The following is a 14,182-nucleotide window of genomic DNA, read 5'->3' as shown; positions in this document are numbered from 1 at the left end:
ATATTAGTGCATTTAAAGTGAGAAAAGCCGTCAGAACACTTGCACGGATGTGCGATGTCCCGTATCATAGACAGCCGTTGACGCCTCAGTTGCGTCACCACATGGCCGCCAGCGTAGCTCAGTTGGTAGAGCACCGCTCTCGTAAAGCGGGGGTCACCGGTTCGAGCCCGGTCGCTGGCTCCATTGCACAAGATAGCCGCCTTCGGGCGGCTTTTTTGTTGCCGATTCGCCCACTCGGTGGACTTCGGATTTAATGCTTAGGGGGCGGGGATTTACCAAAGTGAAATTTTAATGAAAAGAAACCCAGCTGCAACAATTGCCATGGTGAGGGCTCGAATTGGCCATATAGATTTAAAATAGCCACGATACCTTCTCTTTTGCTGGAACGATATATCTATACAAGGTTGTGAGCGGAAAACAAAAATACGTCGATTGCTATCCGACAAACGGGTCTGGAATTGCATTCACCGGCATTTCGGGGCAGATTGATACACATGTACGAAAGGGAACCTATGTGGTGCGTTGGGTTGGAGCTGCTGCAGGCCCGATATGGATTGCGGTCTTGCGCCCCGATGTCCAAATAGATTTCTCTCTCTAGACGGGAAGTTGCTCATGGACGCCATATATGACGGAGATGACTGGGTCGATCATTATACTTGGCGCCTGGTCGGCTCGAACGACAATGGGGATGTGGTGTTTGATGGACTATGTCCAAAGCATCTCCATCCTTTTGTCTCGTCGTTAATTGAGAGTTCCGCTCGTGTTGCCCCCTACAGCTCGGCATCGCTTCATGATACGGACGTTTTGAAGACCATAAGGGAATCAATTGACGAGGGCACGATGAGCAGTTCGTTGTTCTCTCGGCTTGTGGGGCTGGATGAGATTCAATCGAAACGACTGCTTGCGGGCGAAAAAGTGGAACTCACTTATCGGTCGATGATTTCAATCCTGCGGCTAGCCGATGTTCTTCGCAAATAAACAGCTTCCCTATTCAAAAACAGAAAACCCCGCCAAACGTGATTCCCCTAGGGAAAACACGCTTGGCGGGGTCGTAGCGTGATTTCTCTAGGGGAATCACGCCATCAGGCGAACAACTCAGCCGAGCAGTTCGCTACTCCTCCCAGTAAGCGTCTGCAAGCAGCTTAAAGCAGATCTTCTTGACCGGCTGTGCGCCATCGCCCGGGAACTCGAGTGTGGGCATGTGAGGCTCGCCGGCAACGAACAGCGCGAACTTGTCGTCGGCAAGATCGCCGGCGATCGAGGCGTCGGAATCGACCAGATCGTAGTCGTCCTTCTCGTCAAACTCCTGGACCAGCGTCAGGCTGCCCGTGGCAACCTTAAAGGCCTCGCGACCCTCGACATCGATCTGCAGGTCGTGATAGCGCTGATGCGTCTCGTAGTGAGCCTCTGCCTCGGGACGCGTCGTGGGAGCCATGACGTTCGCATAGACCTTGTCGCCCAGAATCGGATGGCTGCCGACCTCGAGCTGCGCCGGGTCGTTCTCCTCGAGCCAGTCAATCAGCACATCGAGGCCCTTGAGCATTCCGCGGTATTCCTCGATATCGCCCAATGCACCGTAAATCATCTAAATCCCCTCTCGGATCGTTTCTTTGGCGGCTACTCGATAAACGCATTACCAAAGCTGTTGCCGCCCACATACGTCTCGACCAGGGTAAGGTCGGGATTGAACACGACAACGTCGGCGTCGCGCCCCGACATAATGCTATCGCACTTGTCGTCGACATGAGCTAGCAAGCGATGCCGGGACCGACGCCCAAGCCCTTACAGCTCGGTCACGACAACGCCGTTGTAGACCTCGTCCCAACGGTCCATGACTAGATGGCCGGTCATGGGATCCATGGCATTGAGCTTGCCGCAGGTGTTGGCGGTACGCAGCACCGTCTCGTCGTCGGCGCCGGCAGCAATCGCATGTGCGAAGCCGGCAATGGTCGAATCGCCAGAGCCCGTAGCGTTAACGGCAGGGATATCGGGCGTCTTTGCGCGGAACGCACGGCCATTGTGGAAGCCAACGGAGCCGGCAGCGCCCATGGACACGACGACCCAGGGGATATCGGAGAAGCGGGCATCAGAGGCGAGCGCGGCGCGGAGCTCGTCCACATCGTCGGTGGTAAAGCTCGTGCCCAGAAGGCCGTTGATCTCGGTCAGGTTAGGCTTGACCAGCTCGGGTTTAATTTCGGACTTAAGGGCGGCCTCGAGCGAAGCACCCGAGGTATCGAGCAGCACCTTGGCTCCGGCGTTCTCGGCAATGCCCGTGATCTTGGCATAGTAGCCTGCCTCGACACCGCGGGGCAGAGAACCCGAAATGGTGACAACGTCGGCCTTGCCCGCAAGCTCAGTAAACTTGGCGGTAAAGGCATCGAGCTCCTCGGGGGCAATTGTCGGGCCGCTCTCGAGCAGCTCGGTCTGGTTGCCGGCGTGGAGGATGTTGAGGCAAATGCGAGTCTCGCCCTTGATGGGCACAAAGTCGTTGTTAATACCGTTGGCGTCCATGAGCTCAGCCATGTAGGCGCCCATGTGGCCGCCGAGCAAACCGGTTGCCACAACGTCGTCGCCCAGCTGACCCAGCACACGGGCCACGTTGAGGCCCTTGCCGCCGGCGGTCTTTTCGGGCGTCACACGGTTGACGTCGTCGATAACGAGCTCATCGAGCTGATAGCGCGTATCAACAGACGGGTTCATCGTAACGGTGAGGATCATTTTTAGCTCCTTATCTCGCAGGCTCCTTGTGCCTCGCGATACGAGTCGACAAAACGGAATTACAGAATCTCAATCGTGAACGAGCGAACGACGGTCTCCTTGGGCTTGGCGACAAGGCAGCCGCGCTTATGCTCAAGCACGTCGTCCTCATCGGAGCAGGTCGAAAGGCCGCCCCAGGGCTCAACCGCCACAAAATCGCCCTCGGGCTTGCTCCACACAATGAGATATGGGAAGCCCTCAAAGCTCAGGCGGACGCCCTTGTCCTCGCCCTTTTTGGAAAGCGTGACCTGACGGCTCTCGAGCACGTCAAAGACGGTCTCCGCAAAATCGAAGAGCTCATGCGACAGAGGCAGCGTCTTTCCCACCATGGGGTTCTTGGAGCGGTTGGTAACGTCAATCAAGCCAGTCGAAGGGACAGCGGTGCAAAGCTCCGCAGCCTCGTCTTTCTCAAAGCGCAGTTCGTAGTCCGTATAGGCCTCGCCCTCATCGAGCGGACACCTAAAGCCGGGATGACCGCCGATAAAGAACGGCATGTCCTCGGTGCCCTCGTTGGTCACCTCATAGGAAACGCGCACGGCAGCGTCCTCAAGCGCATAGCGGGCGACAAGCTTAAACGGGTAGGGATAATCGCTCAGCAGCGCCGCGTTATCCTCCGAATCCAGGCACATCGCCAGCTCGTTCTCGCTCTGGCTCAGCAGCTTCCACTCCTGTTTGCGCGCAAACCCGTGGCGAGCGAGCTTTACATGATGCCCGGCAAACGTCATGGCGTTGTTGTCACGCAAGCCTCCGCAAATCGGGAAGCAAATCGGCGCCTGGCCGGACCACACGGCGGGATCGCCCTGCCACAAATACTCGCGACCGTCGGCCTCAATCGAGGTAAACGAGCCGCCGGCCGTGGACACCTTAATAGAAATCGAATCGTTGGAGAGAGCGTATTCCATTGCCCATCCTTTCGAACAACTGCTTTTGCTCGCAAGTACCTGTCTCGGCCCTGACCAAAGGACAAACCCGCACGTTCATCGATGCGTCCGGTATCCCAGCCATGCAACGGGGTACCATACAGACATTGAAGCAATTACAGCTGAAAGGCCTTCTTATTCGAACCATCATCCTCTATGCCTCACGCCACCACGGCAATACGAAAAAGCTCGTGGACGCCATCGTTGAGGCACACCCCGAAATCGATACCCTCGACGTGAAGTCACTCGGTAAAAACGAGTACCCCGACCTGCACGAATACCATCTGATCGGCGTCGCCACGGGCATTTATTACTCCGAGATCGACAAGGATATGGCACGTGTGCTCACTAACGTGCTGCAGCCGCAGGACAAGGTGTTTGGCCTTATGACCTACGGTGGCAAAAACAAGTGGTACAGCAAGGATATCGATGGTATCTGCCGCATGAGGCAGGCCATCTTTATGGGCGTCTACGGCTGCCCCGGCTTTGATACGTGGGGACCATTCAAACTCGCCGGCGGTGTCCAAAAGGGGCACCCGACCGCTGAGGAAATTAAGGGCGCCGTCGACTTCTTCGACAAGGTCGAAGACAAGTATGGCGACATCATCGTCGAAGAGTGCGCCAAGCGCGAGAAGCGTCTAGCCTACAAAAAGGAGCATCCTGCGGGAGGTCTTGTGGCCGGCGTCAAGCGCACGGCAAAGAAGATCGCTAACAAGCTGTAACTGTTAAGGTGCTTTTGAGCGTTTAACCCATACGGCGGGTCCGAGCAGATTCGGACCCGCCGTTTTTTCTCTCGTTACTCGGTAAAGGCGTTGCCGACGCTCTGACCGCCAACATACGTCTCGACGAGGGTGAGCTCATGGTCGAACACGACAAAGTCGGCGTCGCGACCAGGCATGATGCTGCCGCACTTATCCTCGATGTGCGCGGAGCGTGCCGGCACCTCGGTTGCCATGCGAATGGCGATATCGGCGCTGGCGATGCCCCAGTCGACGATGTTCTTGACGCCCTGGGCAAGCGTGAGCACCGAGCCGGCAATGCTCTTGCCGTCGGCGAGCCAGCATAGGTTGTCCTTCATGATGACGTCCATGCCGCCACTGGTGTAGCTGCCCTCGGGCATACCGCCGCAGCCAAGGCAGTCGGTGATGAGTACCGTGTGTTGCCAGCCCTTTGCCTGCAGCAGCGCCTTGATGGCGGCAGGGTTTACGTGCTTGCCGTCACAGATGATCTCGGCGTAGGTCTCGGGCGTGGACATGGCAGCACCCACGACACCGGGCTCACGGTGATGCAGCCCGCGCTGGCCGTTATAGGTATGCGTAAAGCAGCTGGCACCGGCGTTGATGGCGGCGATGCACTCATCGTAGGTGGCGTCGGAGTGACCGATGCTGGTCACCACACCCTTGGCGTTCAGAGCAGCCGCATAAGCAGCGGCACCGTCGCGCTCGGCCGCCATGGCGCTCTTGACGATGCGACCACCCGCAGCCTCCTGCCACTGATCGAAAACCTCCTCGGAAGGATCGATAAGATAAGCGGGGTTCTGCGCGCCCACGTGCTTCATGGTAAAGAAGGGGCCCTCCAGGTAGATGCCCTGAATGCGAGCACCGCAGAAGTCGGGGCCGCGACCCTCGTCCGCCTGAGCGATGGCGGCGCAGGCGTCCTTGATCTGCTCGACGCCATCGGTGAACGTCGTGGGCAGCCAGCTGGTGGTACCGCGACGGGCGAGCTCGGTCGAGCTGATATCGATGCCCACGGGATCATTATCGGTAGTTGAGTGGTTGTAGAAGCCGTGGATGTGGGTGTCGACCATGCCCGGTGCGATCCACGACCCCGTGTAGTCCTTAATCTCGCAAGAGGGCTCGTCGGCCTGCCAGGCGCCAAAGACGCCATCCTCGACCATAAGATAGCCGCCCAGTTGCGGGCCTGCCGGCAAGAAGAACTTGTCAGCCTTAATTGCGTACGTGCTCATATGCACTCCTTGCTTCTAAAGCAGTTGACTGTGGTGATGCTATACCCAGCTCAGGTAAAACAAAAAGCGCCCGCCCGCCGTTATGAGCGGACGGGCGCCCTTACAGAGGGACGCGATTAAGCGGTGAAGGGGTGAATCGTCACGCCCTTGACCACGCGGTTGACCGTGCCGGTGGGGCTCGGCGTATCGGGCGTGTTGCCCACGCGCACGGAGTTGAGCAGGCTGATGGCCTGGGCAAACATCACGAACGGCAGAGCGAGGTAGCCCTCGGGAAGCGCTTCGTAGCCCTTAAAGGTGAAGGACTCACCCTCATAGACGGTAGCACCTTCCTGCTGAACGGCGATGGTGTGCTGAGCGATTTCGTCGCCACCGATCTCGTTGAGGATGTCGATGTCGTACTGACGGGTGTAGGCGTCGTTGTTGACGAACACGAAGACGAGCGTCTTATCGTCGACGAAGGACTTGGGTCCGTGACGATAGCCCATGGAGGTATCGTAGGAAGTAGCGACCAGACCGTGAGCGAGCTCGAGGATCTTGAGCTGGCTCTCCTGGGCAAGGCCACCAAAGGAGCCAGAACCCAAGTAGGTCACGCGGTTGAAGTCGCCAGCCAGGTAATCGGCGATCTCAGACTCACGAGAGATGACCTCCTCGCCCATCTTGGCAATCGTCTCGACCCACTCGGCCTTCTGCTCGTCAGAGGCAGTGTCGAAAATAAGGGTGGAGAGCAGGGTCATGCAGGAATAAGAGCCAGTCATGGCGAAGCCCTTGTCGTTGGCGCGCGGAATGAGCAGCGTCAGCGCATTGGGATCATCGGCAGACTCGACGGCGAGCTTGCCCTCAGGAGCGCAGGTGATGTTGAGGAACTTGACGTTGTGGACGAGCTCCTTGGCAACGGCAACGGCGGCAAGGCTCTCGGGGCTGTTGCCAGAACGGGCAAAGGAAACCACGAGCGTGGGATCCTCGGCGCGCAGGAAGTCGCGCGGGGCGCTCACGATGTCGGTCGTGGCGATGGGCTTAAAGTCGTAGAGATCAGTGTTGCCAGCGTGACGCAGGTACGGGGCGCAGGTATCGCCAACGTAGTCGGACGTACCGGCACCGGTGAAGACAACGGACAGACGACCCTCACCCATAGCGCGAGCCTCGGCCAGGAAGGCCTCGATGGCCTCCTTGTTCTCGCGATAGATGTTGAGCGTATCACGCCAAAGCTCGGGCTGCTGAGCAATCTCGGCCGTGGTGATCTGGGCGCCGAGCTCGGTAAGCTCCTCGACACTCTTCTCGAACATTTCTAATACCTCTTTCTTTACTAAATTGTCTGATATACAAAGACTTAATCTGAAAAGTTAAATCGGGTAGTAGTCATAGGCTGTTTTTCTTTCGTTGGCACTCGTATCCGATCACAAAGTATCTCGATAGTGAGAGATTCTGTACTTGAACTTGTCCGCACGAGCCACCGAAAGCGTGAACTCGACAACATCATTTTGGGTGTTGTGAGTAGTTCGGACTATGTCCAGAACTGGCGCACCCTCACCAATACCTAGAAGCCGAGCGTCACATGGACGTGCTATACCCGCAGAGAACTCCTCATCCGCTACTCGAATTTTCTGCTGATAATCCTGCTCAATAACATCGTAAAGGGGCTTTTGTTCGAGTAGAGGACGCTTGAGTGAAATAAAGAGCCTTGCTGGAAGATAGCTACGCTCAACCATCATAGGTATACCATCTGCCATTCGTAAACGTTTGAGTTTTAATACCTTTTCACCCAAATGAATCCCCATTTGCATCGAGAGCGTTTTATCTGCTTCCATTTCACAGAACTCTAAGATGGTTGTTTCTGGCAGCCGGCCCATCGCTTTCATCTGTTCAGTAAAACTGTACGATTGGGTAAGATTTGTTGCTTGAGCTAGTCGATCGGCAACAAACGTACCGCGACCTTGTTTTCGCACAATCCGACCAAGATACTCAAGTTCCTGAATTGCAAGCCGGACAGTCGACCGCGAAAGCCCGAAACGTTCGGCAAGCTCACGTTCGGACGGAATCAAATCACCTGGCTGATATTCATGATCAATTTTTTCGATCAGAATATCTACGAGCTGGTCATATAGCGGTTGTCTGTGCCTCGTGCACGTCATGATATTCTCCACGTAATGAGCAATTGACCAATACTTCAGCCTTCAGGTAACGCACCAACATGTCCAATAAATGGGCTAATAGCGACACTACATCTCATCGTCTTCGTCAATGTCAGCACTCTCGAGTTTCTTGAGATCGACTCCCTCACGACCAACGACCCGTGCGCGTTCGGCAAGTTCATCAAGCGTTGGGTCTCCAAACGCACGCGTCATAACGAGCTCCACCAACATAGGTAGATTTGTTCCGGTGACAACGGTCACGTTATCGAGCTCAGTCGTCATTGGGATAGCTTGATTGAACGGAGTACCGCCAAGCAAATCAACAAACACCAATACGCCATCACAAGCTTGACGCATCTTGGCGATGCAGGTTCGCAAATCATCACCAAAAGTAACCGCCTCCGAGCCCGCAAAAGGAACTACCTCAAAATTAGGCTGTTCGCCGGCGACCATATCCACAGCGCTTTTCAAACCAGGTGCAAACTGACCGTGACCAGTTAGTACAAATCCAATCATTCTATCTACCTTTCTACCGTTCGCTTTCTCTAGCCATAGAACCCCTCAAAAGGGCTCTTACGACCACTGCATCATTAAAGTTTAGTGAGTATTTTGTTTTATCGTGGGAGGTCTGTGAGCGTCTCTAAGCTGCTTTTCAAGGTTGCGATATCTACGTGCTTCGCTCTTGTTCCCGCTACTCTCATATTGATATGAGAGCAGCAGATAGAGCTTTCCGCGTAACCCAAGGTCGTTCGTATCTAGCATGGCTTCCATCTCATCGATCTTATCATGCCGACGGCGAAAGACTATGTCGTAGGTCAATTGACTGTCCGCCAAAATACCCTTCGACACGACGGGACGCATCTCTTCCAACATGGACGCCGCCCGCTTGCGGTCACCCGTCTTGATATAGAAATTAAAGGCGCGAACCGCAAGCTGTCGACGTTGCTTATCGCTGCACGACATCTCCAGCAAGTGGTCAAGCATTCGATCTGCATATGCGTCCATATCAGCAGCTTCGTAGATAGTGAAACGAAGGTAATACTGCTTATACGTAGACATTACTATACGCGCTAGTTTGCGATCGAGCAGGTCTATGCAATCTTGGTATAAGCCCAAGTTAAACAATACCTGCAATTTCATATCGAAGTATTTTTTCGCTCCTTCGGTCACAGCGAAATAAGCCACGACAACACAAATGAACAGGACAATCCAAAATGGCATTGCACTATATTCCCTTCAAGGCAGCCTTAATGAATTAATCGAACACGATGACTGCATAACCGCCTATGAACAGCGGTGTCCGACAAAACAAAAGAGGCGCACACTCCAGGGGATATGGCGATAAAGTCGCCTTGGAGGTGTGCGCCACATCTTAATTGAGGATCAAATGTCGCGACAATATGGGGTACTTAGCCCTTGCAAATGATACCGAATGCACCCAAGGCAATGGACAGAACCAAGACGATAAAGATAGCCTTCGTCGAGGTCATGCCCTTCTTACCAAGGAGCCAGTATACGAAGCCGACGAGCGCGGCAGGAACCAGCTTGGGGCAAATCATATTGCAGATATTCTGCAAGTCAACGGTAACGCCACCGATAACAGGCTTCGCTGCAATGACGATACCGACATTGGTTGCGACCAGGGCACCGACCATAAAGACACCCATTACGGAGGCCGCGTCGGTCAACGCGTTCAGGCGGTCGCTCATGGTGGTGACGAGCTTCATACCCTGCTCATAGGCCATGTGGGTCTGCTTGCAGCGGAACCAGTCAACAAGGATGTTAACGGCGACCCAGATGAAGATACCCAAGGGGTTGCCGTTCATGGCCATATTGGCAGCCAGGGCGCCAAAAATGGTCGGGAGCAGCGAACCGAAGATGGAATCGCCGATGGAAGCCAGCGGTCCCATGAGACCAGTCTTGAGACCGGCAACAGCCTCGAGGCCCTCAATGCCCTCCTCTTCCTCAATCGCCAAATCGATACCGGTGATGATCGTGTTGAGGAAGTTTGAGGTGTTGAAGAACGGTGCGCACTGGGCGCGGCAGGCTTCTTTTAGCTCCGGCGTGCCGTCACCGTACAGCTTGCGCAGCGTGGGCAGGATAATCCAGAGATAACCAGAGTGTTGCATGCGCTCGTAGTTCCAACCATCCTGGAAACCAAGCAGGTTACGACGGTTGATCTGCGCAAGGTCGTCCTTGGTAATCTTGTAGCCAGTGGTGCCATTGGCGAGTTTCTCATTAGAGCTCATCGTCGTCGTCTCCCTCCGCAGCGCCAGCAGCAGCGACGGGACGCTGGTTGTTCTTGTAGTACAGCAAAGACAGAGCAAAGCCAATAATAGCGATCGCCAGCATCGACATGTTATTGAACATACCGACCATATCCACGGCGCCCTTACCAAGCGCACCGTTCACAGCGACGATGTTGGCGTTGAGGTTCATGATGCTCGTGAAGGCCGTACCAAACAGGGCGGCGACTACAAAGCCGAGCAGCAGGTAGGCGACGTGCTTTTTGACCGGCAGGTAACGGAGCAGGATGGCGAAGCCAACGGCGGGCAAGGCACCGCCAGCAACAGACAGACCGTCACCCAGCCACTTCAAGTCGCCGTTAAGGGCGGTGGTGATGCCCTCGACCAAGCCCTGGCCAAATGCGAGAGCCAGGAAGACCGGAATCATGCGGGACAACATCCAGGAAACGGCACCGAGCAAGTAGTGTACGTTGTAGGCGCCCCAGTTCATCTTCTCGATATCGGCATCGCACATGTGACCGAAGAACGTGTTGGCGAAACGACCGGCGATATCGGTGTAAACGAGAATGGCAGCGACAGGTACGCCGATAGCGGCAAGAGCCGTCTCGGGATTCATGCCCGCGCCCACGGCAAAGGCCGTGGCGACCAGAGTGCCGGAGTTGGCATCGATACGAGAGGCGCCGCCAAAGGTACCAACGCCCAGGACGGTGAGCTGCATGCTGCCGCCGATAAACAGGCCAGTCTGTAGGTCACCCATAATCAAACCGGTAATCATACCAGAGAAGACGGCTGAGCCGGCACAGGTGTACCAGTTCAGCTCATCCAGAATCTGATAACCCGCATACAGGGTTAACAGAAGAATCTGCCACCAAGCAATCATGGTTAACTCCTTATTTAAGGTGTAACAGTTTCTACAATACCAATACGCTTATATAAACCGTGCATCCCCCTTCACGGCCTAGCGTTAATTCGACTAGAGCGTGAGAGCCTCTGGGTTATCCTGCGGCGTCAGCTGAATGACAATAGGAAGATTATCGGCCTTGAGTTTGGCAAATGCGTCAAGGTCCCCCTGGTCGCAACTAATGTTGCGATTCAGCTTCTTGACCGGCTCCATTGTCGTCATATTACCGACGATGAGCTGCTCAAGCTTAACACCTTGTTCCAAAAGTCGAACGTAGACCTCAGGCTTTTTCGCAACAATGAAGAGACGTTGCGCATCATATTTGCCAGCAGTGATGTTGGCAGCGGCCTTGTCGACAGGAAGCACGGACAACTTCACAGTTGCCGGGCAAGCCATGCGAAGAACCTGCTTTTGGGTAGCATCTTGCGATACCTCGTCGTCAACTACCATGAAGCGGCTTACCTGACGGGCGTTAGACCAGAGGTTTGCCACCTGTCCGTGAATCAAGCGAAAGTCGATTCGTGCGCCTACAATCATTTCTACTCAACTCCTTCTTGTTCAAGTGTACGGATAACGGGCTCAGAGCGAAGGGAGATTTTCGCATCATACACGCCCTCTGTTTCGAACATAACGAGTTCATTGGTACCAGGGTGTAATAAACCGTGCGGAACATAGAGCGTCATGATGGGACCCTTATCCCAAAAACGTCCGACATTCGTTCCGTTTACGAATGCCACACCCTTTCCAAAACCCGTAGTGTCGATAAAGGTATCAGCCGGCTCAGATATATCAAACTTTGCGCGATAAAAGGAAGGTTGCCCCTCTACCCAGCCGGCGGAATAATCAAGATTATCGATGTTATCGAGTGGCAGACAACGCATCTCCCAACCGGTAACAAAGTGAAGATCAACGCAAACTCCTGTCCTAATGCCCTTATGCTGCGTATCAGCGAGCAATTTGTGACCATAATTGACGCGACCCATATCCTCGGTCAGAACATCCAGGCGGTTGTGTTCACAGGGAAGAACGCAGTGAATATCTTCCCCGATGTGCTCCTGATACTGCGTCGCCACCTTGTCACCGTTCACAAACACCTGAGCGCGGTCGCGGGCGTCAATAACCCGAATACGCTCTTCATCTGCACGGTCACGCTCGACAGTCGTGGTATATAACGTATATCCATACGACTGACCCATCTCTTCCATGGGCATAGGATATTGGGCTTCAATCGGCTCCGAAAGAATATCGAGCACATTAAAGAGACTTACGCGCTCACTCACCGAAATATCGGGCATGGAAAACGCCTTTTTTGTTAACGGCTTGCTTTGCGCGATATCGGGATACAGCTCGTGAACTGTCCTTTGAATTGCGAAGTATTTCTCGGTCGGGTTGCCCTGTTCGTCCAATGGAGCATCGTAGTCATATGATGTCACCTGGTGCAGGTCATGCGTATGGCGTGCAGAACATCCGTTCATAAATCCAAAGTTGGTGCCTCCATGAAACATGTAGAGGTTTAAAGATCCTCCAAGCTCGAGCACCTCGCGAACGCAAGAGGCAAGATCTTCGGGATCGCGTCTGATGACGTTCTCCCCATAGCGATTGAACCAGCCGTCCCACAACTCCATGCACATAAGAGGCCATTGTTTTCCATGCTCCTTGTGAAAAGCAGAAAGAGCCTCAAAGTTCTCCTTTGCATGAGAACCAAAGTTGCCGGTGCACAACACATCATCGTCAATGAGCGTACCGGCACGAAGGCACCCACGCCACGGGCCATCGGAAGTACAAAGGGGCACGGAAACCCCACGCTCGACCATAAGGCGACGAATCGCGCGAAGATAGTCCTTATCCTCGCAATATGATCCATACTCGTTTTCAACCTGCATCATGATGATATTTCCGCCCTTGTCAATCTGACGCGAGACGAGTATCGGCATGAGATGGTCGTAGTACTGCGCAACGTGAGCAAGAAATTTGGGGTCGCTGCTACGCGGCCTCATATCATGTTCGCGCAGCAGCCATGCTGGCATGCCGCCAAATTCCCATTCTGCACAAATAAACGGAGAGGGCCGAACAATTGCATACAGACCGAGCGATGCTGCCTCATCAAGAAATGCCGCCAAATCGATTGAGCCAGAAAAATCGAAGACGCCAGGCTTTGGCTCATGAAGATTCCACGGTACATACGTTTCGACCGTATTAAACCCAAGAGCCTTAAGGTTATAGAGCGAGTGGTGCCAGTCGCTCGGATGAACACGCATATAGTGAATCGCCCCCGACAAGATGGTGAACGGCTCATCATCAAGTAGGAATTGATTGGTGATCTTAAACGAATGCATGCTACTCCCGATCTTCGTGCTCTACGACGCGGATGCCGGTTCCTCGGCCCTCGGCTAAACGCCTTGCCTATTATGGACGCATTAACGCAATTATGTAGACAGAATCTGAAGTGGTCCGTAAACGGTAGCGAAATGGCGATGAACGGCTTTAATGAACAAAATATAAGCCCGCTGGTAAATTACTTTTTAACTATAGATTTCTAACGATTCTATATTTGAAAGGTGGTATGTACCAGCTATCCACTATTTCATACTAGTTACATTATGTTTCAATCGCATTTCTTCAAATGCTTATCTACTTTGTTGTTGCCGATTTGAGTGCGCGTGCGCCAACCCAAGCATCGTCACGGCTTCAGTTCCCCTATTCATAAACATAAAACCCCGCCAAACGTGATTCCCCTAGGGGAAACACATTTGGCGGGGTCCTTGCGTGATTTCCCTAGGGGAATCACGCCATCAGGCGAACAACTCAGCCGAGCAGCGCGTTACTCCTCCCAGTAAGCGTCTGCAAGCAGCTTAAAGCAGATCTTCTTGACCGGCTGTGCGCCATCGCCCGGGAACTCGAGTGTGGGCATGTGAGGCTCGCCGGCAACGAACAGCGCGAACTTGTCGTCGGCAAGATCGCCGGCGATCGAGGCGTCGGAATCGACCAGATCGTAGTCGTCCTTCTCGTCAAACTCCTGGACCAGCGTCAGGCTGCCCGTGGCAACCTTAAAGGCCTCGCGACCCTCGACATCGATCTGCAGGTCGTGATAGCGCTGATGCGTCTCGTAGTGAGCCTCTGCCTCGGGACGCGTCGTGGGAGCCATGACGTTCGCAAAGACCTTGTCGCCCAGAATCGGATGGCTGCCGACCTCGAGCTGCGCCGGGTCGTTCTCCTCGAGCCAGTCAATCAGCACATCGAGGCCCTTGAGCATTCCGCGGTAC

General features: G+C 54.4%; 15 protein-coding genes and 1 tRNA gene. 3 read left to right on the top strand and 13 right to left on the bottom strand.

Annotated elements, in window-relative coordinates; all coding sequences use genetic code 11:
- The first annotated feature begins 107 nt into the window (after positions 1–107).
- Positions 108–183, top strand: a tRNA-Thr gene (locus I2G40_RS01365).
- Positions 184–612: 429 nt separating this feature from the next.
- Positions 613–978 (top strand): hypothetical protein, encoded by a 366-nt coding sequence (locus tag I2G40_RS01360; RefSeq protein ID WP_195543939.1) that lies wholly within the window; start codon positions 613–615, stop codon positions 976–978.
- A gap of 133 nt (positions 979–1,111) precedes the next feature.
- On the opposite strand, the gene I2G40_RS01355 is transcribed toward I2G40_RS01360, so the two are convergent.
- The 3 genes from I2G40_RS01355 to I2G40_RS01345 all read right to left on the bottom strand — a co-directional run bounded on the left by I2G40_RS01355 (position 1,112) and on the right by I2G40_RS01345 (position 3,659).
- Positions 1,112–1,585 carry a YhcH/YjgK/YiaL family protein gene (locus tag I2G40_RS01355; protein WP_117743267.1) on the bottom strand — a complete coding sequence of 158 codons (474 nt, stop codon included), beginning with the start codon at positions 1,583–1,585 and terminating at the stop codon, positions 1,112–1,114.
- A 197-nt stretch (positions 1,586–1,782) separates the two neighbouring features.
- Complete coding sequence (locus I2G40_RS01350; protein ID WP_195543938.1) at positions 1,783–2,718, bottom strand: hexose kinase; 936 nt, start codon at positions 2,716–2,718, stop codon at positions 1,783–1,785.
- A 59-nt stretch (positions 2,719–2,777) separates the two neighbouring features.
- Positions 2,778–3,659, bottom strand: coding sequence for an aldose 1-epimerase family protein (locus I2G40_RS01345; protein WP_195543937.1), 882 nt, complete (start codon positions 3,657–3,659; stop codon positions 2,778–2,780).
- A gap of 101 nt (positions 3,660–3,760) precedes the next feature.
- Between I2G40_RS01345 and I2G40_RS01340 the strand changes: the two genes are divergently transcribed.
- Positions 3,761–4,399, top strand: coding sequence for a flavodoxin domain-containing protein (locus I2G40_RS01340; RefSeq protein WP_195543936.1), 639 nt, complete (start codon positions 3,761–3,763; stop codon positions 4,397–4,399).
- A 74-nt stretch (positions 4,400–4,473) separates the two neighbouring features.
- On the opposite strand, the gene nagA is transcribed toward I2G40_RS01340, so the two are convergent.
- The 10 genes from nagA to I2G40_RS01290 all read right to left on the bottom strand — a co-directional run.
- Entirely contained in the window at positions 4,474–5,643 is a 1,170-nt protein-coding gene (gene nagA, locus I2G40_RS01335; protein ID WP_195543935.1) for an N-acetylglucosamine-6-phosphate deacetylase, read from the bottom strand.
- A 116-nt stretch (positions 5,644–5,759) separates the two neighbouring features.
- Positions 5,760–6,926 carry an SIS domain-containing protein gene (gene agaS / locus I2G40_RS01330; protein ID WP_195543934.1) on the bottom strand — a complete coding sequence of 389 codons (1,167 nt, stop codon included), beginning with the start codon at positions 6,924–6,926 and terminating at the stop codon, positions 5,760–5,762.
- A 111-nt stretch (positions 6,927–7,037) separates the two neighbouring features.
- Positions 7,038–7,772 (bottom strand): GntR family transcriptional regulator, encoded by a 735-nt coding sequence (locus tag I2G40_RS01325; RefSeq protein WP_006236269.1) that lies wholly within the window; start codon positions 7,770–7,772, stop codon positions 7,038–7,040.
- A gap of 87 nt (positions 7,773–7,859) precedes the next feature.
- Positions 7,860–8,288, bottom strand: coding sequence for a PTS sugar transporter subunit IIA (locus I2G40_RS01320; RefSeq protein WP_040360084.1), 429 nt, complete (start codon positions 8,286–8,288; stop codon positions 7,860–7,862).
- Positions 8,289–8,369: 81 nt separating this feature from the next.
- Complete coding sequence (locus I2G40_RS01315) at positions 8,370–8,993, bottom strand: hypothetical protein (protein WP_006236267.1); 624 nt, start codon at positions 8,991–8,993, stop codon at positions 8,370–8,372.
- 188 nt (positions 8,994–9,181) lie between these two features.
- Complete coding sequence (locus I2G40_RS01310; protein WP_006236265.1) at positions 9,182–10,021, bottom strand: PTS system mannose/fructose/sorbose family transporter subunit IID; 840 nt, start codon at positions 10,019–10,021, stop codon at positions 9,182–9,184.
- Positions 10,011–10,898 carry a PTS mannose/fructose/sorbose/N-acetylgalactosamine transporter subunit IIC gene (locus I2G40_RS01305; RefSeq protein WP_195543933.1) on the bottom strand — a complete coding sequence of 296 codons (888 nt, stop codon included), beginning with the start codon at positions 10,896–10,898 and terminating at the stop codon, positions 10,011–10,013. Before I2G40_RS01305 ends, I2G40_RS01310 begins: the two co-directional genes overlap by 11 nt.
- Before the next feature lie 93 nt (positions 10,899–10,991).
- Complete coding sequence (locus I2G40_RS01300) at positions 10,992–11,456, bottom strand: PTS sugar transporter subunit IIB (RefSeq protein WP_006236263.1); 465 nt, start codon at positions 11,454–11,456, stop codon at positions 10,992–10,994.
- Positions 11,457–11,458: 2 nt separating this feature from the next.
- Entirely contained in the window at positions 11,459–13,255 is a 1,797-nt protein-coding gene (locus I2G40_RS01295) for a glycoside hydrolase family 35 protein (protein WP_195543932.1), read from the bottom strand.
- Between the two features lie 485 nt (positions 13,256–13,740).
- The coding region (locus I2G40_RS01290; RefSeq protein ID WP_195543931.1) for a YhcH/YjgK/YiaL family protein at positions 13,741–14,182 on the bottom strand (442 nt) is incomplete at its 5' end.

Source organism: Collinsella aerofaciens (assembly GCF_015558785.1).
GTDB lineage: Bacteria > Actinomycetota > Coriobacteriia > Coriobacteriales > Coriobacteriaceae > Collinsella > Collinsella aerofaciens_P.
This window is presented reverse-complemented; position numbering and strand designations above follow the sequence as displayed.